The organism is Roseiconus lacunae (assembly GCF_008312935.1).
GTDB classification, from domain to species: Bacteria; Planctomycetota; Planctomycetia; order Pirellulales; family Pirellulaceae; genus Stieleria; species Stieleria lacunae.
The window spans coordinates 19570-44579 of record NZ_VSZO01000008.1 but is presented as its reverse complement, the minus strand read 5'-3'; the positions used below and the strand labels follow the sequence as shown (position 1 = coordinate 44579).

Genomic DNA, 25010 nt, shown 5'->3' with positions numbered 1-25010 from the left:
GACGTGACCGACAAAACGATCTCGAATGGCGGCGTTCGTCCGCTGGATGACGCGCCCGAGTCCACGACGGCGGTGGCGACCAAGGCAAAGACGATCCTGCCCGGATCGACAATCGGAATGGTCGGCGGCGGGCAGCTCGGACGGATGTTCTCTGTCGCGGCGACACGGATGGGATATGACGTCGTTGTCTTCTGTGCGTCCAATGATGAGCCCGCAGCGCAAGTTTCCACTCGGACAGTCGTCGGGCGTCTGGACGATTCTCAGGCCGTGATCGAGTTCGCGCGGCAATGCGATGTGATTTCGCTGGAGTTCGAAAATATTCCCGCCGAGACGATGCGATTGTGTGGCGAGCACGCACCGACCTATCCCTCGCATCACGTCTTGGCGACGGCCCAGGATCGCTTGATTGAAAAGCAAACGTTCGCGGATGCCGGATTGGCGGTCACTCCGTTTGCCCGCGTAAGCGGACGTGATTGCGTTCAGTCGTTCGCGGCTGAACATGGCTGGCCGGTCATCGTGAAAACCGCCCGCAGTGGTTACGACGGTAAGGGGCAGCACCGCTTAGACGATGAGTCCGACATCGACTCCGTTCCATGGCAAGAAACGGATCACTGGATCGCCGAAAAGTGCATTGAGTTCCAAGCGGAAGCATCCATCATTGTCGCCCGATCCGCTCATGGGGAGGTGCGCTGTTTCCCGCCCTTTGAGAATCACCACGTCAATCACATTTTAGACACCACCGTTTGCCCTTCGTTTTTGTCGCCCGAGTTGATCGAAAACGCGGTGAATTTGGCAACCAAAGCGGCAGAGGTATTGGATTTGGTGGGCGTGTTGTGTGTCGAGTTATTTGTGACTGCCGACGGAACGATGTTGATCAACGAAGTCGCGCCTCGCCCTCACAACAGTGGTCACTTGACGATCGAGGCTTGCCACACCAGTCAGTTTGAGCAACACGTTCGAGCGGTTTGCGGGATGCCGCTGGGCGACCCAAGTTTACGCGTTGCTGCCGCGGCGATGGCGAATCTGTTAGGTGACCTTTGGCCCAACGATGGACCGCCGGCATGGGATCAGTTACAGCGTGCTCAGCCCACCGTCGCGTTGCATTTGTATGGAAAACGTGATCCAAAAGTCGGCCGAAAGATGGGGCACCTCACCGCAACAGCCGACTCGGTCGAAGCGGCACGAGAAGCGGTGCTCAGCGCGCGCCAGACTCAGGTTAATTGACGTCGCGGTAGAAGCTTTGCCGGTAGCGGGACGCGCGGAGCATTTCGGCGATGCAATGTCGATCAAGAAGTCTCAAAGATTCTGGACACTGAAAGCGAGCCGCTGGAGTTCGCTTGCGAGGTCGACGTTGACGACGGCGATTCCCGGGGGCAATCGCAGCGTCGTCGGTGCAAAGTTTAGGATACCGCTGATTCCGGCGGCGACCAATTCGTTGGCGACGTCGAGCGCCACTTCAGCGGGGACGGCAATGATCGCTAGGTCGGGCGAGAGTTCGGCGAGTTTGCCCACCATCGTTTCTGCATTGAGAATCGAAACGCCACCGATCGTTTGATTCACCTTTTGATTGTCGAGATCGAAGGCGGCGACAAGTCGGAAGCCGAGGCGTTCGAATCCCCGGTACCGTAGCAGTGCATCTCCGAGCGAGCCGACGCCAACGAGGACGACTTGCCATTGTTGGCCGCTGCCGAGTACCCCGCCAATTTGATCGATCAGTTGATCGATCTGGTAGCCGACCCCGCGCCGGCCGATGGTGCCAAGGTTGCTGAGGTCACGCCGGACGACCGCCGGGGAGACATTGACAATCGATCCCAGTTGTTTGCTGTTGATGTGCGATTGGCCTTGGTCGAGCAATCGGTAGAGCTCCCGGTAGTACAGGCTAAACCGTCCGACGGCCGGACGCGGGAATCGCGTCGGCGGCGGGATCGCATCAGTGGGGTCCGGTTTGTCTGGCATGGGGATATTGGATCGCAACGGCGACGACGGTTCAAGCATTTCGTTGGCAATCAGGCTACGAACAAAAGAATCGGGGCGTCATCGCGGTGGTGTTCTGATTGGGTAAACGGACACGTTGCGGACCGGTTTTGTCATCAAGAAGGACTGGGTGAACAGGACCAGAAAAACCGTTTGATCGGGTCGTGTCACGGACATCGCAATCGGTATAACCGTCACGGTTTGTATTGGCGGCACGCCCCGACTACCTGACCGCCAAAATTTGCCAGGGCAAGCCTGTTTGCTTGGTCGGATCTGTTTACGCAGTCGATGTATTGACGGCATAAGGACCTAATTCGTTAGGACGCAACCTTAACGTGACCGAATCAGTTTCCTCCCTTCCGTAACGGGAAAGGCTGAGCAGGTTCACGAGCCGCATCTGCGGGGCGTCATCTCGAACGGGGGGTCTTTCGTCGCAGTGCACGTGCACGCCAACAGTGCAGGAGGGTGTGAGCAATGGGTCTCGCATCGTCCAGTGCGTCCCATTGCAACCCAAATTGTGTTTCCTGGAGAAAGAAGAGATGAAAAGGCTGTGGTTACTGCCCGCCCTGGCAATCCTAGCGGTTGTCTCGGGGGCTCAGTCCGCACGCGGCGCTTATTGTGGCGCTATCAGCTACCAAGGGTGTAGCTCGTGTGGTGGTTCTGTCGTCGCCGACGGTGAAGTCGTCGAAGGCGGTGAGGCTGCCGGTGCTGTCGAAGGTGCTGTCGCACCGGCACCGAGCGCAGACGGTTCTTACACCGTGATGCGAAACGTGACCGAAACGGTTTACGATCAAGTCGAAGAGACTCGCTATCGCACGCGGTACGAACGGTACTACGAAGATCAAGAAGTCCAAGCGACTCGCGTCGTGCCTTACACCGAGCAACGTGAAGTTCAATACACGGTGATGGTTCCGACGTACGAGACTAAGACTCGCACGATCAACTACACCGTCAACAAGCCGGTGTACGAGACTCACGAAAAGGTGATCAACTACACGGTTAAAAAGCCGGTCTACGAGACCAAGACTCGTACGATCAACTACACCGTGATGAAGCCAGTGTACGAGACTCACGAAAAAGTGATCAACTACACGGTTAAGAAGCCGGTTTACGAGACCAAGACCCGCACCATCAACTACACCGTGATGAAGCCGGTCCACGAGACTCGTACCCGTACGATCAACTACACGGTCATGAAGCCGGTCTACGAGACCAAGACTCGTACGATCAACTACACCGTTTACAACACGGTCAAAGAAGACAAGGTCCGCACGGAAAACTACACCGTGATGGTTCCCGAGCAGTACACCAAGACCATCACGGTCAAAGGTGGACACTGGGAAACCGTGACGGAAGAAGTTCCTGGCGGAACGATGCGTCGCACCGTGCGTGAGCCCGGTACTTGGACCTACGATCCTGCAACCTGCCGTTGCGTCTACTGCCCCGGCAAATGCCGCGTCGAGTGCGTTCAGTGCCCGCCGAAGCAAGTTTGCAAGAAAGTTTGGGTTCCGACCTGCGAAGAAAAAGAAATCACTTGCACCCGTTACCGTAAAGAATGCCGCACCCGCGAAATTCCTTACACCGTTTGCAAGCGAGTTCCTGAGTGCCGCACCAAGACCTGCGAATACACCGTTTGCAAGATGGTCCCCGAGTGCCGCACCAAGACCTGCAACTACACCGTTTGCAAAATGGTTCCTGAGTGCCGCACCAAGACTTGCGAATACAAAGTTTGCACTTGGGTCTGCGAGCCTCGCACCAAAGTTTGCAAGTACACGACCTGCAAAATGGTTCCCGAGTGCCGCACCAAGACTTGCAACTACACCGTTTGCAAGTACGTCTGCGAGCCTCGCACCAAAGTTTGCAAGTACACGACTTGCAAGATGGTTCCCGAGTGCCGCACCAAGACTTGCGAATACAAAGTTTGCAAGATGGTTCCCGAGTGCCGCACCAAGACCGTTTGCGTCAACAAGTGCCGCACCGAGTGCTACACCAAGACCATCAAGGTCGCCAAGTGCCGTAAGGTTTGCGAACCTTACACCGTCACCAAGTGCGTTCCTCGTACGGTCTGCAAGCAAGTCCCCGTCACCGTTTGCTGCCCCGCTCCCGCTTGCTGCGGAGCGACCGACGCTTGCGGATGCGGATCGGCTGACGCTTGCTGCGAACCAGCATGCGGCGGCAAGAGCCGTGGTGGTTTGCTAAAGCGACTCTTTGGCGGATGCAAAAAGAGCTGCTGCGACGTTGCTCCCGCTTGCGGTTGCGAAGTTGCTGCACCTTCCTGCGGCTGCTAATTGATCCAGTCTCGGCAGTCTAGCAGGCCAACGAGGCCTGCGGACGCCTGACTCGTCAACTCTGCACGCGACAAGTTAAGCGGGGTGGGGGTTCCGGAAATCCGGGAATCCCGCCTCGCTTTTTGTCGTCGACTTGCGACTGCGATATACTGAGACGGCAAGGCTGGACGCCCGGACCGATGGGACCGCCAAGCTTGCGCTCGTCTCTCCGCCTATTCGGGTCGTAGTCGTGTCACAAAGTCTCGCCGCTGATTCGTCCTCCGTGGATCATCATCAGAACGCCGCAAGCGAATTTGGGCAATCGAGACCAAAGTTTATCGAAACAGGCAATCGCTTGAACGATCCGACTCAAAATCCCGAACGCAAGCGATCGTCCGGAAAGCAGTTGCCTCGGATCGATACCGGTGAGCAGACCCAGCTCGACGGTTCCCTGGAATCCCCCGGCGGTCCGACCGGACCGACAGGCAGCGTTCCTCCGCCCGCACCGCCGGCTCGTCCCGGCGGTCCCGCGAATCCCGCAGGTAAGCCGCTCCCTCCCCCACCCCCGCCGCCTCGCTCGACCCTGCCCCCGGTCAGTCCTGCCGAAGTCCGCACGCCCGGGGCAACTGTCGGACCCACCGAACCGACGCCGCGCTCCGGAATCGGCTCGGCCAACCAACGATGGCGTGGGGAGTTGCCAACGGTCAGCGATGGCTCACCGCCGGTGCCCGCTACCGGCGAAGAAGGCGCCCTCGCAACCGCCGAAGAAGCGGAGCATGACATCGCCGAAGAGGTCACCCGGTCGGCGCCGTCCTGGTTGCTAAGTCTGGTGATTCACCTCATTGTGCTGCTGATCCTGGCCCTTTTGACCAGCCCCGTCCCGGAAGGGTTCCAGGAACTGGTCGTCGAATTTGGCATCGCCGAAGAAGCCACCGAGGACGCGACCGAACTGGATTTGTCGACACCGATCATGAGCGACACGATTGATGCCGAAGTCGACGCTCTCGACGACGCAATGGTCGAAACCGAAATCGTCGATATGTTCGAAAACGTCGAGGCGGTCGAACAAGCCGTCATTCAGCCCGATCAATTAGGGCCCGGCAAGGTGGAAATCAGCAAGCCGATGTTTGGCGGTCGATCCGGTGCGATGCGAAGTGCCTTGATGGCGATGTATGGTGCGACCCAAGAGACGCAGGAGGCAGTCAAACTCGGTTTGGCATGGCTGAAACGACAACAAACACGCCGTGGGTACTGGCGATTGGATGGTCCCTATGATAACGGTGCCGGTACGGAAAACCGTTGTGCCGCCACCGCAATGGCGATACTCGCATTTGCCGGCGACGGGAACACGCACTTGGAAGGCCCGTACCGGCAAGAGGTTGAAAAAGGCGTTAAAGCTCTAGTCGCGATGCAAGACCGCAACGGGTTTATGGCGTCCGACACCCGTGGGAATGATCGTGCCTACGCACAAGCGCAAGCAACGATTGCGCTTTGTGAACTGTATGGAATGACCAAAGATTCTTGGTTGCGAGCCTATGCCCAACGCGCGATCGACTACGCGTTTCAAGCTCAAGGCCCCAACGGAGGTTGGCGCTACCGTCCCCGTGAACCCGGTGATACTTCGGTCACCGGTTGGTACGTGATGGCGATCCAAAGCGCGATGGCTGCCGGACTTGAAGTCAAGGATTCACAGGTCCGAAAGGTATCAACCTACCTGGACTCAGCCGCCGTTTATTATGGCGCAGGCTACTCTTACCAACCCGGGCAGAATCGGGCGACTCCGGCAATGACGGCCGAAGGACTGTTGTGTCGTCAGTACTTGGGATGGGAACGCGGGTTCGCACCGATGGTCGATGGCGTCAATCTATTACAGGCCGATGCGCCGTTTGATATTAACAACCACGACGTCTACTACTGGTACTACGCCACCCAGGTGTTCCATCATTTTGGCGGTGCACCCTGGAAAAATTGGAATGACGACATGAAGGTCAAGCTTCCGGCGCTACAAATTCGCGAAGGAACAGAGCGTGGGAGTTGGGCACCGCAGAGAGACAAATGGAGTATCGGCGGGCGAATGTTCACGACGTGCTTGTCGATCTATTGTTTGGAGGTGTATTACCGGCATCTCCCGCTGTACGACCAAGAGTAAATAACACTTGCCGGACTTGGCGGCGTGTGATCGATCCAATCAAGCGGTGAATTGGGATCGAGAACCAGTGCGTTTGCTCGCTACCAGATCCAATCACCGGCGGGACTGAGTCGGAGTCCCCACTCGGTGATGGCGATGGTGATCACCGCTACTAGGCCAAGCGTGAACTGCCGCGTTCGATCCGGCGTGGGCAGCGTTCCCCGCCATGACACTTGCATGCTAAGCAGGGCGACCGCAATCGCAAAGACTGCGAGAATCGTTCCGGCTAAGTTTGCCATGACCGCCGACGGGAACTCCGCACGTACGAAGTGCGCCCAGCTTGTCGTCATGCCGCACATTGGGCAACGAATTCCGAACAGTATCCGTGTGCTGCACGGTGGCAGGCCCAGTGCTTGGTGCGTCCCCAGCCCGCCGGCATGCGGCTCCAACGAAGCGGCAACCAATAGCAGGGCGATGACGGAGATGGCAACCGCCGCCGAGGCAATGCGAATCAATATCGTCGGCATGAAGTAATCGGGTTTGCGTTGGGTTCCGAGACCCCAAGAATGCTTGTTATCCTACTGGGGTGTCACCGATGCTCCGCTGGAAACCTCAAGTACTGAAAGCGATTTCAACGGGAGGAGTCACTCGTTTTGTTCCGCCATCAACTTGGAAAGTTGAGCGAAATTGTCGCTCAATTCTACGAATCGCGAGCGTACCGCGTCCTTCACCAACCCCAAATCCGAATTCGCTCCAACTCTAGAGCAGCTTTGCCGCCAGATTGACCCAATGGTCACCAATCGATAGGCCTTGCATATTGAACGATCGGAATCCCGGTTACACCCATCCTACTGCTACCACCGGTCTCTACGAATTATCTGTTTAGGAATCATGACAGTGAAATACGGTATCTGCAACGAAACTTTTGGCGACATGGACTTATCCGAAGCGCTGCAAATCGCAAAGGCAGCCGGATACACAGGTTGGGAAGTCGCTCCGTTCATGCTGACCGATGACGTGGATTCGTTCACGGCCGAACAACGGAAGGCCTATCGCGACGAAGTGACGAACGCCGGCTTGCAAATCATTGGGCTGCACTGGTTACTCGCCAAGACCGAGGGATTCCACCTGACGACGCTCGATGAAGCGGTCCGCGACGAAACATCAAAGTACCTCTCGAAACTGGCCAAGCTGTGCGGCGATCTTGGCGGCGACGTGATGGTGCTCGGTTCGCCGCAGCAGCGTAATTTCCCTTCTTCACAAACGCCCGAGGAAGCGATGGCTTCGGCAGCGGATTGTTTGCGCGGTGTCGTCCCTACGCTGCAAGAACAGGGAGTGCGAATCGCGATCGAACCACTCGGTCGCGGCGAGGGTAACTTTCTCAACACCGCCGCCGAAGGTCGCGAGTTAATGCGGATGGTCGACAGCGAACACGTGCAATTGCATCTTGACGTCAAGGCGATGAGTGACGAGCCGACCGAGATCACTCAAATCATTCGTGACAACGCCGATGCGATGATTCACTTCCATGCCAACGATCCGAACTTGAAAGGACCTGGGATGGGCGACGTCGACTTTGTCCCTATCTTTAAGACCCTCTCCGAAGTCGGCTATGACGGTTGGGTCAGTGTCGAGGTGTTCGACTACGCAATGGGAGCCGAAGCGATCGCCAACGAAAGTATGCGAAACATGCTTCAGGCTCAGAAATGATCCGCGGTCGATTGGCACCGTCGCCGACTGGCGCCCAACACTTGGGGAATGCTCGCACGCACTTGGCCGCCTACTGGGCGGCGCGCAGTGTTGGCGGTGAATTGGCGCTGCGAATCGATGACTTGGATTCCCCACGGGTCAAGTCTTGGGCGGCCGACCAAGCGATCGATGATTTGCGATGGTTAGGGATCGAGTGGGACACACCAATCGCCAGACAAACCGAGCATGTCGAACACTACCGACGAGCCATCGAAACGTTACATCGGCATGACTTAATCTACCCTTGTTACTGTTCGAGGAAGGATATCGAAGAGGCGATTTCTGCGCCGCACGAAAGTCGGTTTCGCGGAGAGTCGGCGCCTTACCCGGGAACGTGCAGCGGGTATCAATATGGCGATCGGATCGAGGATCGCGAACACTGTTTTCGGTTCCGGGCGATCGACGAGGCATTGCGATTCGATGACCGCTTGATGGGAACACTGCGATGCAATCCGGCGAAGGAACTGGGCGATTTCCCCGTCGTGACACGCTCAGGGCACGCGAGTTATCAACTGGCTGTGCTAATCGACGATCGACTTCAAGGGATCAACCAAGTGGTACGTGGAAACGATTTGGTGGCCAGTACGTTTCGCCAAATCGATTTGGCGGAGCGACTTGAGATCGAGGCTCCCGAGTACGCTCATCTTCCGTTGGTGCGTGGTAGTGACGGGCGTCGGCTTGCCAAACGCCATGGGGACACACGGTTAAGTTTTTACCGCGATCAAGGTGTGCGTCCCGAGCGAATCGTCGGTTGGGCTGCCGCGTCGCTGGGGCTGATCGATCGCATCGAAGATTGCGAGGCCGGTGAATTGATTGAATGCTTCGACTGGGAAAAGCTGCCGACGGAGGACTTGTTGCTCGGTCCGGAAACGAAGCGTTTTGCCGAATAAAGCGCGGCGGCTTTTGAATTTCGGGTAGCGGAACGCGCGGAGCGTTTCGGCGATGTGTCGTCATCCGCAGCGCGACGGTCAAAGGTGATGCACCGAAAGCCTGGCGGCTTCCGCGACGGACTTCATCTAAATAGTGAAATCAGAAGGTCAATTTGCCGGATGTAGCGATCGTGCGGGCCGTTCTGGAGATGGCGATAAAACGATCGCCCCTTTGCGTCAGTTGCTGAAAATCCTGCGTCAGGATACGTCCTGTCGTCGGCATGGCCGATTCTGGAAACTGCGTCTCCCCAGGATGTTGGGAGCGTTGGTTGTTGTGCAGTCCGCATGGTCTGTGCCAAACCAATTGAGTGCGAACCAAGCTTGTTCCACGACGGAAATAGCACTTGCCCGAATGCGGGTGAAGGGGCGCCGGCATGATGGAATGCAGAGCGTGATGGAATACAGAAAGGAGTAGTACAGTGAAGACGCCATTTGTGCGGGGCATCGCTGCCGCAATCGGGCTCACCGTTGGTGCTGGCATCGCGCTTGAAACCAACGCGGACGAGCCATCGAAATGGAGTTCGTTTCAGATGCCCTCGACCAGCCTGAAAACGGTCATCGAAGGTTTGGAGGAGGAATCCTCTGGAGCGGATCAAATCCAACAGGTTGCGATGCAGCACGCGGTGCAATCGCTCTCGTCGTCACCAGGGCGACCGGTGTCTCCTTACCAAACCTATCCGCAAACGACGATGCCCGGGGCACACCAGGGCTTCGGTGGTCAGGCATTGGGAAACCCAGGCTTCAACGGGGCCGGTACTGAAGGTCAGGGAATCTACCCGCCTGAATTCTCCCTGCCACAAGCTGGCCATCAGTATTCCGGTTCGCAGTACCAGGTGCATGCCCCGGCGACGACCACACCGCGGCGGCCGGTGCAGCCATCCTACCCGGCTTCGGCGCAGCCCTACCATCAGGCCGCGTCGCAGCCTTCCGGATACGGTCAGCAGGGCCAGTATGCTCCGCAGGGCCAGTCGGTCGTTCAGGGGCCCGCACCTGTCAACGGCGGTCGATTCATCACCGGCCAGTTTAACGCCGCTCAAGCAGCACCGGGACACTACAGTGTCGCACACCAGCACGGCAGTGTGCCCGCACCGCCAGCGGTATCCGGCACTCCGGCGATGGCGCAACAGGGCTACCATGGACATCACGGGCAGGCCGCCGCGCCGCTCGGATCCTACGGAAGTCCTTATGAGCAAGCGGCGTCGGCGCCGTGGCAAGATGCCGGTCACGGCTATGCTCAGGGCTACGCGGAGGGGACATCGTGCACCGGTTGTGAATCGGGATCTTGCGGTTCGACCGGTTGCTCGTCTGGATGTTCAACCGGCAGTTGCAACACCGGTGCTTGCGGATCACGCGGGCTAGGCGTCGGACCAATCTCGCCATGGTATGGCGGATTGGACATCCTGTTCTGGGACATCGCTGATAGTTCGTCCGCGGTATTCGTCACGGACGACAACGGGATGGTTTTAGGGCAATACAGCGACTTGGATCCCGACAACACGGTCGGATTCAGCACACGTGTTGGCCGTTATTTGGGGTGTGGCGCCTTTGGGATCGACATTGGATTCATGTATTGGGATCCCGATCCTCAGTCACGCTGCAATTACGATACCGGTGCCGGTCTTCGGTTCACTCACCCGGCCGTCCGCACGGTTTCCATCAACCGTGGCGGCGGTGCAACAACGGTCTACGATGACTATGACATGAACGCGACCTACATCTGTAGTGAGCGTGACATTCGTGTCAAAGGTATCGAAATCAACCTGAGCCACTTTGGATTGCTCGGGGCTCGCCGACTTGGATCATGCTATCCGGGTTCGCTTTGCGGCGTCTTGGGAAACACCGGACATAGCGGGCGACTATTCGGTGGTGCGACTGGGCCTTTGGCACGTGCTTGTGGCGGGCGTTTGCGGGTCCGGACTTCGCACGGTTTCCGCTGGTTCCAACTAGAAGACGAGTTGCTGATCGCCGGTGACGTGGACATGATGCCAGGGCTTAGCGGTAGCGATATCTACTACGAACTCCAAACCGAAAACAACCTGTACGGTTACCAGTTCGGTTCTCAGTTGACGTATTGCTTGGGCAGTCGTTTGATGGTCAATGTCGGTGGCAAGATCGGCGTCTACGGCAACGACGCTAGCTTCACCCACTGGATCGGCAACGACATGGTGCTGGCATACACGGATTCGCAAGGTGCGGGGGCTGGCGACCTTTACACCGACAAGTCCGACGTCAGTCTCGCGGGACTGGGCGAGTTGGACTTTGGAGTTGGCTACCGCATCAGCAACCGCCTAACCGCGACGGGTGGTTACCGAATCCTATCGGCCTGCGGTGTCGCGACCTCGATCGACTCGATGCCCGATGAATACACGAGTGTCGAATCGGCCGGTCGTCTACGAGCGGATGATTGCTTCACGATGCTCGGAGCCTACTTCGGGTTCAACTACAACTGGTAGGCAAACCGGTCAAAACGAATTCCATCGCCGAAGAGGTGACTTGGTGTCCTGCACCGGGTCACCTCTTTTGTGTTGCGTGACCGTCGCCGAATTAAGTGTGTTGGCCGGCGTACTTAAGGCTTCGCAGGATCAGCCCTTTGACGCCTTCGACATCAGCCTTTAGTGCGACTTCCATGTTGGTTTGCCATTCCGGGCGCAGGCGTCGGTCGAACACGGTCATTCCACAAGTCAGCACGCCTTGGGTTTCGACTTTGCCAGCCATCTCGGTCCAGTCGAATAATTCCGGTTCGAGCACGGCTGCGATCGTGGTCGCATCCATTAGCGGTAGCAACTCTCGTCCTAAGCGTTGGTGAGACATGCGAAACGCGTGCGGCACCGTTTGCGAAAGCAGGTTGCCGGCACGGGTGTACTTCGCCGGCAACGCTTCTAGCAAATCGACACCAAAAGAGATCCGTTCGGTCACATCCAGCGGTACTAGCGACTTTGTCGTCGGCGAGGCGAAAACATCGGCGGCGGCGATCGGATCGAAGTGCAGATTGAACTCGGCGACCGGGCTAGCATTTCCGGCGTTCCGGTATGCACCGCCACTGATGACGACCTTGTCGGCCAATTGCAAGACCGATGGGTCGCGTTGGCAAAGACGCCCGAGGTTGGTCAATGGGCCGAGACAGACGATGGTGACTTCGCCTGGGTTCGCACGCAGCAGCTCTGCCATCACTTTTTCACTCGGCGGGAGGTGTTGCCGAGCATTGGCGGAGACCTCAAAGTTGCCGAGGCCACTTTTGCCGTTCAGAAAGCGATCGTCGATGACGGCCGCGTCTTCGGGAGGCGATGCCTTACCGACTCGCGGGTATCGCGGTGGGTCGAGGGCCGAAATGATCGCACCGACATTGGCGGTCGCTTGTTCGGCGGTGACGGTTCCGGCAGTTGCCGTGATCGCAAGGACTTCCAATCGTGGATCGAACAACGCCATCGTCAACGCGACCGCGTCGTCAATGCCGGGATCGGAATCGATGATGATTTTTCTGGTCATGTGCAAAGTGTAAAGTCCCGGGCGTTTCTAAACGAGCCCGATCTGTTTACCCTGTGTAAAGTTGTCGTTCGTTCCCCGTTGCCAATTCCCTAATCGGTCAAGTTGCATGAATTCGCCCGGAACCGCTACGCCTGATTCCGCACCCTTCGAGCAGGCCATCGAGCAGGCCCGGCAAGGGGAGGACTTGACGGCGGATCAAACCGGAGCCCTGATAGATACCATGCTGCGTGGCGAAGCCGATGACGAGCAAATCGGTCAATTGTTGCTGCAATTGCGTGAAAAGGGCGAGGCGGTCTCGGAAATTGTCGGTGCCGCCAGGGCGATGCGGCGCCATATGACGAAGATCCCCCATTCACATTCAATTTTGTTGGATACCTGCGGAACCGGTGGCAGCGAAAGCGGGTCGTTCAATATCAGTACCGGCGTGGCGATCGTTACGGCAGCCTGTGGTATTCCGGTCGCTAAACACGGCAACCGGAAAGCAACCAGTGTGACCGGATCGGCAGATGTCCTAGAAGAGCTAGGCGTCCCGATCGAATCGGACGCCGAAACCGTGGCAAAGAAGTTGGATCAGGTGGGGTTGTGTTTTTGTTTTGCCGTAAAATTGCATCCGGCGATGAAACACGTCGTCGGCGTCCGGCGGAAGTTAGGTGTCAAGACACTTTTCAATCTACTCGGCCCCCTTTGCAATCCTGCCGGTGCCACCCACCAATTGCTAGGGACCAGCCACCCTGATGCCCAAGGTAAAATCGCCCAGGCGATTGCCCATCTGTCGACGACCCGATCCTTCGTCGTTCATGCCGCCGATGGGCAAGACGAAGTCTCATTGGACCGTTACACTGAGGTGATCGAGGTCAAAGGCGAAGCAGTCGCAAGCCAAACCCGCTGGACGCCAAAAGATTTCGGCTTGTTACCCGCTGGCGTCGAAGCGCTGGCTGCGTCTGGCCCCGCAGAAAGTGCCGCGATGATCCGAGCCATCCTTGACGGAGAACCCGGCCCGCGACGCGACACCGTGGTCGCGGGCACCGCCGCAGCATTGTTACTGACCGAAAAGGTTGCCACGCTCGCAGAGGGCGTTAGGGTCGCACAAACTGCCATCGATGGTGGTGCGGCTCGCGAAAAACTTCGCGAGTTGGCGAATTCCTGATCACCAGGTTGCCTCGACGTGCGGTTTCCGGTAACCACAATGGCGACGTTCCGCATTCAAGCATTGTTTTCATTTCCGAAACCCGATCTGCATTCATGATTCAAGTCGACTATGCCGCCCGTCTGCGCGAGATCCGAGACAAGGTCGAAGCGGAAGAACGTCTTTCGATGGACGATGGGATTTTCCTCTATGACCCAGTCGTCCCGTTGCAGGAAATCGGAATGCTTGCGAACTATGTTCGCGAGCGAAAAAACGGCAACGTGGGTTTCTACAATATCAACACCCATTTGAACCCGACGAACGTTTGCGTTTACCGGTGCCGATTCTGTGCCTTCCGAAGCGATTTGCGTGACCCGAAAGGGTACGTGATGAACGACGAACAGATTTTGCAGCGTGGGCAGGAAGCGACCGAAAATGGCTGCACCGAAATGCATATTGTCGGTGGTTTGCATCACAAGATGCCTTACTCTTGGTATCGAGGGATCATCGAACTGCTGCACGAGAACTATCCGAAAATTCATCTCAAGGCATGGACTGCCGTTGAGATCAATTGGTTTGAATTTCAAACCAAAAAGACAAAGCAGTGGGTGCTTGAAGATCAGCGCAAAGCCGGTTTAGGCAGCATGCCCGGTGGCGGGGCGGAGATTTTTCACCCCGAGGTTCGCGACCAATTGTGTGAGCACAAGGCCAACACTCATGAGTGGCTGAAGGTCCATCAAACGGCTCATGAGATCGGGCTGCGTACGAACTGTACGATGCTGTACGGGCACGTCGAAAAAGCATACCACCGAGTCGATCATTTGATTCGTCTTCGCGATTTGCAAGATCGTACCGGAGGCTTCCAGGTCTTCATTCCGCTCGCATTCCACCCGGACAACACGAAGCTATCCGATCTGAAAAAGCCATCAGCACTGATGGACTTGAGAACGGTCGCGATCAGCCGATTGATGCTCGACAACGTGCAGCACATCAAAGCGTACTGGATCATGTTGGGCATCGAGACCGCACAAACGGCGCTCGCTTATGGTGCCGATGACATTGACGGAACCGTTCGTCATGAGTTGATCTATCACGATGCCGGCGCGACGACTCCGCAATGCTTAAGTGTTGACGATATCCGTCAATTAATCATCGAAGCGGGACGGGACCCGGTCGAACGTGACACGGTCTACAACCGCGTTCATCGCGAGCCTCACGATTTTACTCAGTGGACGACCGAGCAAGCGCCGAGCGAGACCTGCTCGTCACATTAGGACGTTCCCTGGATTCGGGTCGCGCCGAGCATCTGGGGACTATCGGGGCACGCGCCGCGACTCGATCAACCTCCCGCGAGTTCGTCCCACTGCATGATTTTGATTGACCCATCGGGGAACATGTATTCGTGAGCGCCCATTTCAAATCCTTCAAAACTGGGACGCTCGTTGCCTTCGAAATCGACCAGCGTCTTTGATTCTGTTCCTGCATTGATTGCTGGTGACCCGGCGCCGAGCTGAAGGTTTCCGGCGGCAGCGTCAACAAACACGGGAGACTCGAATCGTTCGTTTTCGCCAGCTTCTGTACCGACCAACGGTCGCCCAGCGTCGATAAGGTTGTGATGATGTGTCAATCGACCCGCGCCAGAAGTGTTGTAGATTCCAAGTCGAGAGGCTTGGAAAATGCAATTTGTCACTCGCAATGATCCCTCGCGACGATACAGTCCGACGGTCTTCGCGTTTGCGACCGTCAAGAACTCAAGGTCATTGAATGAGTCGGGGGCATGAACATAGATCCCATAGTCGCAATTCGCTACGGTGGTGTTGCGGATCGAACTCGCTTGCGATTGGAGGGCAATTCCTCGCTTGGCGTCACGAATGCTAATGCGGTCAAGTACGGAGCGTTCGCCTTTCGCTAGCACGCCCCACCCTTGCGCGACTGACCCGATCGAGCAACCGCGCATCTGCAGTATTCCACCGACTTGATAGAGGGCGGTCCCGGCGACGTTCATTAACTGCGATCGGCTAAGCCGGGTTTCGCAGTTAACGAGTGTGACGCCTCGTTGGGTCTGATTCACCCGAAGCTGGTCTATTTCGGCTCGCAAACCGACCGCTGCTGCGTCACGCAGATAGACCGCATGCCCTTTGCATTGGTCAACGACACAAGATTCAAGGTTAATATCGCAGGATTGCTTGCGTGTCGCGACGTAGATCCCACGCTGGGATCCTCGAATAACGCTATCACGAACCGATACCGTTTCGTTGGCGTGGACGACTAATCCGTAGTAACCAGATGTGATCGCGAGTTGTTCGGCATCGACGTCACTATCAATGGCATAGAATCCCACGTGGTTGTTTGGCAACTGTAGATGGCGCAAGTGGGCCCGACCACGACGATGTATGATCCCGTATCGGTTACCCGTGATTTGCCACACCGAACCATCATCGATCGTAAGATGGTCGTCCTGGACCAACAGACCATAAACATTCCCACGTGCAACATTTCGCTTCGTCGCCTGGGGAGAGATTCCAGCGAACAGAAATCCGTAGCGGCGGTTTTGTTCGGCCTCGCATTGTTCAATCGCCACGTGACCGCCGGTGCTGTTCCGCACGTAGAAGCCATTTTGATTTTGCCGAGCGGATACGTTGCTGAAGCGAACATCATGGCATTCGACGGCGACCAGCCCGTGACGCTCGCATCCGCTAATCACAGTTTCCGCAACAGACAACGATTTTGAACGTGAAGCATAGACGCCAACCTGGCTACCAGATGACGTCACGCGATCAATGTGGCATGAGCCATCATAGTCCATGAAGGGATAGTCAACCGAGTCGTCAAATGCGAGATCGCTCGCCGACCACGTGGTTCGCTGAGCGAAGATTCCGCGTCTGCATCGCTTGATTGTGACGCGATCGCTTCCCCGTAGATTAAAGATGCCATCACGGAGGTAGATTGCTGTGAACTCAATGTCATGGAAAACAGAGTCGCGGATGATTGCCCGCTCAGATTGTGGGGTATCCAAAAGGGTGCCGATCCGGCAATGTCCGATCGAACACTGCTTGATTCGTACATCTTGGGCATCGGATCGGATTGCGAAGCGACATTGATTCGCGGCATTTGGGTTGCCTTCAAAAATCGAGTCTTCGATTAGCATTCGATCGGATCGTAGAACGGCTACCGCGTAGGTCGATCCTGCAAACAAACAGTTTTCAATTTCAGCGGCACTGTTGTACGCGAGTATCGCGCGGTCATTTCCCCGTAGATCAACACCACTTACGCGAAGCAACGCATCATGGGTAGCACCGATGGTGTTGGCGTAGATCGCGTATTCATTGTTGTGAAGAGTGACCTTTTCCTTCGTGTCGATGCTCAGTAAACGATTTTCTTTCCGTTGGTGAATTCCTATTCGACAGTCCTCAATTCGCACATCTTGAAATTCGTAATCATTCGATCGGGCGACGATTCCGATCCGAGATTCGGTGATTTTCAAATTGGTAAGGACTGGAGTTTCTTTAGGCGCATCAAGTGTGATCGATCGATGGTTTTGATGGAAATTACACTCGCTGACGTGCATCCCGCTACCGGCCAAGTAGACGGCATGTGAATCAGATTGCATGAATTGACATCCGGTGATCTCGGCCGAGCGAATTCGAGTTCCGTAGATACCGATATTGGTCTGACTAAATTGACACCCGTTGAGGATTAGGCCGGCATCGACCGCATGAAGTCCACGGACTTTGGTTGTCGCATCGCGATCGATGAACTGAGTCTGTTCGACTGTTAGCCTATCGATGGTTTTCGCCACGACTGAATAGCGGTTATTGGTTAGCGTGCTACCACGGATCACGACTTCCGGGGAGTCCACTAATCGGATGCCTTGCCGATTTTCCAGCACGCTGCAGTGGTGAATCACTAGCTGCGTACTGTGCGAGTAGATGCCGTAGCGACATCGCCGGATGGCACACCCCTCAAGTGTGACTAAATCAGACTGACGAATCCGAAAACCGTAGCGATCCGTGGATGCGGTCGGGTCAATGACGAATCCAGAAATGATCACACGGCCGCAGCGATCGATGTCGAATGCCCAGCGTTTGTCGCTAGGACGAACGACTACGTTCCCTGCATCCCCGGTGTGCTCGCCGTCCAGATCAGCGTGGACAGTCAACGCAGCGACTGCAGATGTCGAGTATTTGGATCGAATGGGGCAGCTTTCCAGATACGTCCCGGCACCGACGTAGATCGTATCACCGACGTTGGCTTCATCGCATGCCTTGGAAATCGTACGGAAGGCCAGCGCCGCGGTGCGGCCGCTGTTCGCATCGTCGCCACTCGTACGAACGTAGAATGTGGTGGCACTCGAATCTTCTGAGAGCGATAGCGAAACCACAGCAGCCACCAGGAAAGCTTTCACTTGCCATACATCGAGACAACGGAAAGACGTTGCAGATTGAAATCGATCGCTCGTCATTGTAGGTGCCGGGACTGTATGTGGTTCCAGTCGGAACCCAGGGAGTGATTCATCAGCAAGTGATCGTAAGCCAAAGCTATGGCAATCTAGCCGTGGCTATTACGATTCGATCCAACCTTGGCTAACGGCACTCGGCTGATGCTAAGACCGACAACTAGGTTCAGTCGAATCGGGATGTTCGAGATCACTTCTGGTCAACGTCTCACGGTGAACTATCTCAGAAGCGATGTCCTATAGGTCGAGGTCTAAGTCCTCATCCAAATCCAGCGGGAGATCGGGGATGTCCGGAAGTTCCGGAAGTCGATCGATATCATTTGCAATCCCCTGCGGAAGGGACGGCAACTCGACGTCGGGCAGGTCCACCATCGGCGGCCCAGCAATCATTGACTCAGCTCGACTGCGCGATGAAGGCGACGCGAATGTCGGTCGATTGGCACCTCGACGAATTAAGCTCGGTGCGGAGACCGCTTCGTTGACGATCGGTTGCGACAACAAATCGATCTGTAGTGATTGCCCATCGCGTTCGATACTGACCGAACGCCGGATCATATCGATCGCCTTCAGCCGAACGCCTTGCCTGTGTTCGCCTGCGATGAAGGTGTGGAATTGGCCGTTAATCCGAAACATCGCAACCGGCGGAGACTCACCTACGGCGGCTTGAGCAATTCCCAAAAAATGAACCTGGTCGTCTTTGGGTTTCTCGGTGACTACGGCGACCTCGTTTCGTGTGTCCTCGATCGGCTCATTGAAGAACGTCGGTTCTTTGTCACCGAGGAACGCTTCATCTGGTTCGGGGTTCTGCGATGGTGGCAGCGAGGCCTTTGGTACAGAGTCCTTGGTGGGAGAGGATTCAGTCGCCGTGGTTTGGACCAAAACGGTCTGGGCAAAAACGGACGGGAGGGCCGGCCAAGCGGCGACCAGCGTAGGCACGAGAACGAGTACGGCAAATGGCCGGATGGCGCGTGTTGGTTTTCGAAGCGATAGGAATGTCATTTTCGAACGGCCGTCAGAAGTGAAAAGTGCGACACGCATCCTCCACTTTGAATTTGTGACACTGCTTCCAACTACGTCGATGACAATCGGGGATTTGAGGTTCTTCCCCCATCGATCTGTAAAACAGCATTCCGATCGCGATGTCGTGGTCCGGTATTTGACGTTAAATACAGGCGCCCTAGCCTTCCAGCAGTTCTTCCAATTGCGAGCAGCAGCATTGCCCGCACGGCTCGGGGCAGATTGATGAAACCACATACCGAACATGTTTTGATCTATATCGCCAATCCCGTGGTGGCAGAAGTGACGGGGCATCGTTTGGAACTATTGGGATTGCGAGTGACCAGTGTTTCCGACGGGAAGGAAATGTCGGACTCCATCACTGCCAGTTTGCCCGACGCCGTGATCATCGATTTAGATTTCGATCAAGGTGCCGGACTTCGCTGGATCGAATCGATCGCATCGGATGAGTGCACGTCTCATATCCCGGTGTTGTGCTTGTCGAGTCGGGGCGATCTCGGAGAAGTCGAACAAGCCTATCGCGCGGGTGCAATCGAGTTTCTCGTTTCTCCGTTCGATCCTGTCGACTTAGAAAACAAACTGATCGATGCGCTTCAGACGATGCCTCGCAATCTGGCTGCCGGCGAGGTCAATCGATGATCAAGATCCGTCGACTCGGTGACATCTTGTTGGAGCAAGGCGTCATCACCGAAAGCCAATTGCAAACGGCTTTACAAGACCAACGCCAAACGCGTTTGCCGCTCGGAGCGTTCTTACTCAAGCGAGGGATCGTGACCCGTGACCAACTTGGTGCCGCACTTGCCGAGCAATACGAAACACCGTTTTTCAATGGCGAATCTGCATCGACTCATCCACAGCTTGTTCGGCTGCTGCCAGAGAGCTATGTACGTCGACGGCGAGTTGCACCGGTAGGCCTCGAAGGGAAAGTACTTCGACTTGGAATGCAAAATCCAAGTGACATGGAGGCGATCAGCGAAATTGAACTGATGACCGGCTACCAAGTCGAAGCGGCAATCTGTCTGGACGACGACATTGAACGACTTCTTGAATCCGCATTTGATGACCGAATTAAGGCGCGTCAGGCTGCGGTTGAAATGCGAATCGCCGAGTTAAAGGAACGCGGTGAGGAAGTTGCGATCGAAGAGGTCCAAAGCGAAGACTCAGACGCACCGGTGGTACGTTTGCTCAATGCGGTATTGATGGGGGCAGTCCGCGCAGAAGCAAGCGATATTCATCTCGAACCGGATTCGCCACAGATGCGAGTTCGCTATCGGATCGACGGCCAGTTACATCAGATCATGACGATCCCCGATGATAGCGAGGACGCTTTGGTTGGACGTGTGAAGGTCCTTGCGGATCTGGACACCGCGGAAAAGCGACGTCCGCAAGATGGAAACCTGTCGATCGAAGTGGGTGACACACGCGCTAGCTTTCGTGTCAGTTGCATACCTTGTGTGCGTGGCGAAAAAGTTGTCATGCGGGTCTTGGATGAATCAAGTAAGTCCTTCGACATTGAAACGCTGGGTATGCCAAGCGATCAACTGTCGCTGGTCAAGCAGCTACTCGATCGTCCTCACGGCATGATCGTAATGACCGGACCGACGGGTTCCGGGAAGACGACCACGATGTATTCGATGTTGTGCAGTATGGATTCGGCGACCAAAAATGTGTCGACCATTGAGGATCCGGTCGAGTTTCGACTGCCCGGGATCAATCAAGTCCATGCCAACAACGAATTCGGGATGGGGTTCGCGAACGGATTGAAGTACCTCATGCGTCAGGATCCCGATGTGATCTTGGTCGGCGAGATTCGCGATCACGAGACTGCGACGACGGCCGTTCAGGCGGCTTTGACGGGGCACTTGCTTATTAGCACTTTGCATACCAACGACGCCATCGGTACGGTCGCACGGTTGAGTGATCTGGGGTTGGATCATTTCAAGATTGGCGGTGCATTGGTTGCTTCGATCGCCCAACGGCTTCTGCGACGTTTGTGCGATCAATGTAAACACGTCTGCCAGCCAAACGTCAATCTGATGAAGACGATTTATCAAGGGCGTCAGGTACCGAAAGAATTTCTTGAGCGGCAAACGTATTTCGAAGCCCGCGGTTGCGAAGCTTGCGCGGGGACAGGCTATTCCGGGCGGATTCCCATTTTCGAAATCATGGTGATCACACCAAAGTTAGAACAGGCAATCGAATCTGGGCTTCCCTCGTCTCAGTTACGAACGATCGCATGTGAAGGCGGCATGATCGAATTGGCGACCATGGGGCTGCGTCAGGCAGTTCTAGGGGTAACGTCGATCGAAGAGGTTTACTTCAAACTCTCCGGATAACGCCATGGCACAATCCACCACACTATCCGCACACAACGGCGCTTCGTTAGCATCCGTTTTCAAATCACTTCACGAGATAAAGTTTGGCGCCGATCCGAGTCGACGGTTCAAATCGAAAGATCTCGTTTTACTAATGCGGAACCTCACCACATTGGTGTCCAACGGCGTGTCATTGGCACATGCGATCGAAACGGTGTCGAAAGATCGTTCGATGGCGAAGTACCACACGATCTTACGTAGTCTGTCGCGTCACTTGCAAAGCGGTGAATCACTTTCATCAGCGATGAACCAGTATCCCGAAGCATTTAGCGAGATACTCGTCAGTCAGATTTCAGTCGGTGAGATGTCCGGACACCTCGACAAAACACTTTCCCGTATCACCGAACAGCTTGAACAGTCGTCGAGCCAGAAAGCCTATATCTTAAAAAAACTGACCTATCCGGCCCTTCTATTGGTCGCCGGGATAGGATCCGTCGCGTTCATGTTGACCAACGTTATCCCAACATTTCAAAAGATGTACGACGACGCGGGCGCAACGCTACCGTGGGTAACCCAGTTTCTGATCGATCTTTCACAATTTTTGACGGGCAATGGCATTGTTATTGTCGTGTTGTTGTCGACGGTTTCGGCGGGAATTTATAGTGCGTTTCGTCATCCCAAGACGCGCAGGTCGATCGATGAGTGCTTTGTAAAGCTGCCGTTGATCGGAGATTGGTTTCGCAAGTTCGCGGTGCTACAGTTTTCCGAAGTCCTCGGGAACCTGATGGAAAGTGGATTCACCGTCGCCGAGGCATTGCCTTCTTCGGCACGTGCGGTTTCCAACCAGTATGTGCGTGAAAAGATTCAGAGTTTGCATTCTGCGGTACGTCGTGGAGAACGCTTTAGTGTGGCGATCGAACGCGAAGGAGATTTGTTCCCCGAGGTCGTCAAACAGTTGGTGATCGTCGGGGAAAGGACTGGACGACTGGCGCCGGTGACACGTCAGATCCGCAAGCACCTTCGGCAGGACGTGCAAACCACAACCGATGCGATCGTCGCCGCGATCGAACCGGTGCTCACGATGGGTTTGGCTGTCGTGGTGGGGGGCATTTTGCTTGCCGTCTACCTGCCCATGTTTGATCTGATCGGAAAGGTGGGCGGATGATCGGTGGCGGCGCTTGCTTCGGTCGCCGCGGTGTTTCCTATTTGGAAGTGCTCGCATGCGTCACGATTATCGGTGTCATCTCGCTTGTCATCGTTCCTCGCTTGGGGCGGGGCAAAGAGAAGGCGATGTCGGCGGCGTGCCAATTAAACGTCGAAATGATTGAAGTTCAGGCGACTCTATTTCACCGGCGCACGGGACGCTGGCCGAACCGACGATTGACAGATTTGGAAGCCAATGCGGACTATTTTCCCGAAGGTATCCCGGTCTGTCCGGTTGATCAGTCTGCGTACACGTTTGACACCGGTGCCGGTAGGGTAAACGGACATCAGCACTGAATTGGATTGGACGGAACAGATTATGTGCAACGTTAACCTTGGCGGGGATCGTCTTTCTTTATGTGATCCGATCGAACGCCCGGGGAAGAGTATTTAGTCGAAACATCAAACGTTAGCTAGAACGATTAGAGAACGCACATGAGTCATCGCCACCTGCAACGCCGAAAAGGGTTTTCACTGCTGGAGTTGCTAGCCGTGATCACAATCCTAGCCGTCATCGCCGCCGTGGTGATTCCGCGGATTACGGCGTCCAAGAAATCCGCTCAGCAAGAAGTCAATAAACAGAACATTGCGGAAATCAACGCCGCAGTCGAACGTTGGTATTTCGAAAAGGGCGCGTATCCTAAAAACAATTTGTCAGACATCGGAACGGATGTGAATTTCTTTCCAGAAGGGATTCCTCGTAATCCAGTCGACAACTCACGTTATCGCCTCGATTCGAAAACGCATCGCGTCAAATAGCTTTCGACGCCGCGCAATTGTACGTGGTCCTGTCCGAGCAATTCGTGACGTCGGGAATATCGATTGGGCGTAGCATAAAACGGTGGATGCGATGCTGAAAGGCCGACCGCAGGCGACGCGACTGACTGTATCACATCGGGCAATGAGCTTGATCGAATTGATCGTCGTGCTTTCGCTGCTGGGCGTTTTCGCGACCGCCGCGATGGCAAGATTCGGACGCAACACGCTCGGTGATACCGGCGCTCGAAGCGAGGCAACCGTGTTCGCTAACACGCTTTCCTACGCCCAGGCGGCGGCGATTCGTACGGGACGACGACACGGTGTCGTTTTGACCGGAGACGACGATCGGCAATTGCTGACGGTCCGGGAATCGTTCGGCGGAGGGCAGCAGACGTTGGATGAACATGTGATTTCGACCGACGTCGCAGTCAAAGCCAGTCACGATCGAATTTGGTTCAACTTCGAGGGGCATGGAACGTCGCCAATTTCGGTCACGTTCAGTGGCAAGCATCGACGGTTTCAAGTAACCGCGGTTCCGCTTTCACAGTCCGTCCGTGTTTCGGAGTTGTAGGATGCGATGTGATGGAAGCGATCGCGTTACGAGCCACCAAACGGTACGGCGTGACTATCAGCGACGGGCGGGGCAAACGATGCTCGAACTGATCGCCGCGACCACGATTATCTCTGTCGCGATCGTCCCAGCGTTACGATTGATCCGTCAGCGAATAGAGGTTTCGTCTGACCTTCGGCATTACGAATGGCTGCATTGTCGGTGTGTGGCGAAAGTCGAACAGGCGATGGCAAGGACATCGGCGTCATGGTTGATGACAACGCAACAAGGCGTACTCGGGAATGTCGATCGAACCCCGTTTCGCTATGCACTGGTGACGTCCGATCAACCCAGTGCCGGTGGAGTACCCGGCAAACTAGCCGTCATCGATGTCCTTGCGTACCGGGATCAGAACAGAAACGGAACCTTTGATTCCAATGAGATCAAAGTCCGCCTAGCAACCAAAGTAGCAAAAACATTGACATATCAGGAGATTGCAAATGATCGTTAGGAATCGTCGCGGGCTCCGCAACGGAATCACGTTGCTAGAAATGGTGGTCGCGGGAACGATGATCACGACCATCATGATGGGAATGGCGTTGGTCTTTCGATCGGCCGGGCAAACTTGGGAGATGGTCGATCAAGACTACGCCGTCGAACGTCAGCTCAGCAGCCTAGTAAGGCACTTCGTCCGAGAGTCGCGCGAAGCCGGTGCGGTGGTAGCGATATCACGGTCGGGACGCCAAATCACGTTGTTGATGAACGATGGCAATCTAAGAACCTGGCGTCGTGAACCGAACGGCGAAGTGCAGTTTCAAATGAATACCGACGCCGCCTTTCAAACGATCGCGACCGATATCGCCGAGTTGCAGTTTAGGGGGTTGGATGCGGCGGGGATCGAATTGACTTCGGATCCGAATTCCATGCAGCTTGTCGAGATCACCGCGACGGCGAATCGCGCCGACGCTGATGATTCTCAGCTGATCCACGAAAGTACAGTCTGGATCCGCCAATGGTAGATCGAGGTCGTGGGAATTCGCTTCGGCGTGAA

The 25010-nt window shown here is 55.8% G+C and carries 21 protein-coding genes; 16 read left to right on the top strand and 5 right to left on the bottom strand.

Features of this window, described 5'->3' with window-relative positions; translation table 11 throughout:
* Positions 1 to 3: 3 nt before the first annotated feature.
* Positions 4 to 1224 (top strand): 5-(carboxyamino)imidazole ribonucleotide synthase, encoded by a 1221-nt coding sequence (locus FYC48_RS11770; RefSeq protein WP_230776878.1) that lies wholly within the window; start codon positions 4 to 6, stop codon positions 1222 to 1224.
* A 72-nt stretch (positions 1225 to 1296) separates the two neighbouring features.
* On the opposite strand, the gene FYC48_RS11765 is transcribed toward FYC48_RS11770, so the two are convergent.
* A complete protein-coding gene (locus FYC48_RS11765; RefSeq protein WP_149496912.1) occupies positions 1297 to 1956 on the bottom strand; it encodes a redox-sensing transcriptional repressor Rex in 660 nt (219 codons plus the stop codon).
* A 557-nt stretch (positions 1957 to 2513) separates the two neighbouring features.
* Here FYC48_RS11765 and FYC48_RS11760 point away from each other — a divergent pair.
* Together FYC48_RS11760 and FYC48_RS11750 are read left to right on the top strand one after the other, a co-directional pair.
* The gene (locus FYC48_RS11760) at positions 2514 to 4262 is read left to right on the top strand and encodes a hypothetical protein (RefSeq protein ID WP_149496911.1); all 1749 of its coding nucleotides are present in this window, start codon (positions 2514 to 2516) and stop codon (positions 4260 to 4262) included.
* A 229-nt stretch (positions 4263 to 4491) separates the two neighbouring features.
* Positions 4492 to 6390 carry a prenyltransferase/squalene oxidase repeat-containing protein gene (locus FYC48_RS11750; protein ID WP_235034212.1) on the top strand — a complete coding sequence of 633 codons (1899 nt, stop codon included), beginning with the start codon at positions 4492 to 4494 and terminating at the stop codon, positions 6388 to 6390.
* A gap of 80 nt (positions 6391 to 6470) precedes the next feature.
* Here the strand turns inward: FYC48_RS11750 and FYC48_RS11745 are convergent, their stop codons facing one another.
* A complete protein-coding gene (locus tag FYC48_RS11745; protein WP_149496909.1) occupies positions 6471 to 6896 on the bottom strand; it encodes a DUF2752 domain-containing protein in 426 nt (141 codons plus the stop codon).
* Between the two features lie 364 nt (positions 6897 to 7260).
* Here FYC48_RS11745 and FYC48_RS11740 point away from each other — a divergent pair, with 364 nt between their 5' ends.
* From FYC48_RS11740 to FYC48_RS11730, 3 genes are all read left to right on the top strand, one after another.
* The gene (locus tag FYC48_RS11740; RefSeq protein WP_149496908.1) at positions 7261 to 8079 is read left to right on the top strand and encodes a sugar phosphate isomerase/epimerase family protein; all 819 of its coding nucleotides are present in this window, start codon (positions 7261 to 7263) and stop codon (positions 8077 to 8079) included.
* Positions 8076 to 9008, top strand: a complete 933-nt coding sequence (gluQRS, locus tag FYC48_RS11735) for a tRNA glutamyl-Q(34) synthetase GluQRS (protein WP_149496907.1) — start codon at positions 8076 to 8078, stop codon at positions 9006 to 9008. The genes FYC48_RS11740 and gluQRS overlap by 4 nt, the downstream gene beginning before the upstream one ends.
* 458 nt (positions 9009 to 9466) lie before the next feature.
* Positions 9467 to 11500: a hypothetical protein gene (locus FYC48_RS11730; RefSeq protein WP_149496906.1), complete on the top strand. Its 2034-nt coding sequence runs from the start codon at positions 9467 to 9469 to the stop codon at positions 11498 to 11500.
* A 91-nt stretch (positions 11501 to 11591) separates the two neighbouring features.
* Here FYC48_RS11730 and FYC48_RS11725 read toward each other — a convergent pair whose 3' ends face one another.
* Complete coding sequence (locus tag FYC48_RS11725; protein ID WP_149496905.1) at positions 11592 to 12533, bottom strand: nucleoside hydrolase; 942 nt, start codon at positions 12531 to 12533, stop codon at positions 11592 to 11594.
* A 106-nt stretch (positions 12534 to 12639) separates the two neighbouring features.
* On the opposite strand from FYC48_RS11725, the gene trpD reads away from it, so the two are divergent.
* Together trpD and mqnE are read left to right on the top strand one after the other, a co-directional pair.
* Entirely contained in the window at positions 12640 to 13680 is a 1041-nt protein-coding gene (gene trpD, locus FYC48_RS11720; RefSeq protein ID WP_149496904.1) for an anthranilate phosphoribosyltransferase, read from the top strand.
* Positions 13681 to 13775: 95 nt separating this feature from the next.
* Positions 13776 to 14933, top strand: coding sequence for an aminofutalosine synthase MqnE (gene mqnE / locus FYC48_RS11715; protein ID WP_149496903.1), 1158 nt, complete (start codon positions 13776 to 13778; stop codon positions 14931 to 14933).
* Between the two features lie 65 nt (positions 14934 to 14998).
* Here the strand turns inward: mqnE and FYC48_RS11710 are convergent, their stop codons facing one another.
* Together FYC48_RS11710 and FYC48_RS11705 are read right to left on the bottom strand one after the other, a co-directional pair.
* Positions 14999 to 18064, bottom strand: a complete 3066-nt coding sequence (locus FYC48_RS11710; protein ID WP_160149469.1) for a right-handed parallel beta-helix repeat-containing protein — start codon at positions 18062 to 18064, stop codon at positions 14999 to 15001.
* Between the two features lie 288 nt (positions 18065 to 18352).
* Complete coding sequence (locus tag FYC48_RS11705; RefSeq protein WP_149496901.1) at positions 18353 to 19153, bottom strand: hypothetical protein; 801 nt, start codon at positions 19151 to 19153, stop codon at positions 18353 to 18355.
* Between the two features lie 204 nt (positions 19154 to 19357).
* On the opposite strand from FYC48_RS11705, the gene FYC48_RS11700 reads away from it, so the two are divergent.
* The 8 genes from FYC48_RS11700 to FYC48_RS11665 all read left to right on the top strand — a co-directional run bounded on the left by FYC48_RS11700 (position 19358) and on the right by FYC48_RS11665 (position 24978).
* Positions 19358 to 19771 (top strand): response regulator, encoded by a 414-nt coding sequence (locus tag FYC48_RS11700; RefSeq protein WP_149496900.1) that lies wholly within the window; start codon positions 19358 to 19360, stop codon positions 19769 to 19771.
* Entirely contained in the window at positions 19768 to 21468 is a 1701-nt protein-coding gene (locus FYC48_RS11695) for a GspE/PulE family protein (RefSeq protein WP_149496899.1), read from the top strand. The genes FYC48_RS11700 and FYC48_RS11695 overlap by 4 nt, the downstream gene beginning before the upstream one ends.
* Positions 21469 to 21472: 4 nt before the next feature.
* A complete protein-coding gene (locus tag FYC48_RS11690) occupies positions 21473 to 22612 on the top strand; it encodes a type II secretion system F family protein (RefSeq protein WP_149496898.1) in 1140 nt (379 codons plus the stop codon).
* A complete protein-coding gene (locus tag FYC48_RS11685; protein WP_149496897.1) occupies positions 22609 to 22947 on the top strand; it encodes a competence type IV pilus major pilin ComGC in 339 nt (112 codons plus the stop codon). Before FYC48_RS11690 ends, FYC48_RS11685 begins: the two co-directional genes overlap by 4 nt.
* Positions 22948 to 23085: 138 nt before the next feature.
* Positions 23086 to 23409, top strand: a complete 324-nt coding sequence (locus FYC48_RS11680) for a type II secretion system protein (protein ID WP_149496896.1) — start codon at positions 23086 to 23088, stop codon at positions 23407 to 23409.
* A gap of 91 nt (positions 23410 to 23500) precedes the next feature.
* Positions 23501 to 23980, top strand: coding sequence for a type II secretion system protein (locus FYC48_RS11675; protein ID WP_149496895.1), 480 nt, complete (start codon positions 23501 to 23503; stop codon positions 23978 to 23980).
* Position 23981: 1 nt separating this feature from the next.
* Positions 23982 to 24470, top strand: a complete 489-nt coding sequence (locus FYC48_RS11670; protein ID WP_149496894.1) for a hypothetical protein — start codon at positions 23982 to 23984, stop codon at positions 24468 to 24470.
* Positions 24460 to 24978 (top strand): hypothetical protein, encoded by a 519-nt coding sequence (locus FYC48_RS11665; protein WP_149496893.1) that lies wholly within the window; start codon positions 24460 to 24462, stop codon positions 24976 to 24978. Before FYC48_RS11670 ends, FYC48_RS11665 begins: the two co-directional genes overlap by 11 nt.
* The last annotated feature ends 32 nt before the right edge of the window (positions 24979 to 25010 follow it).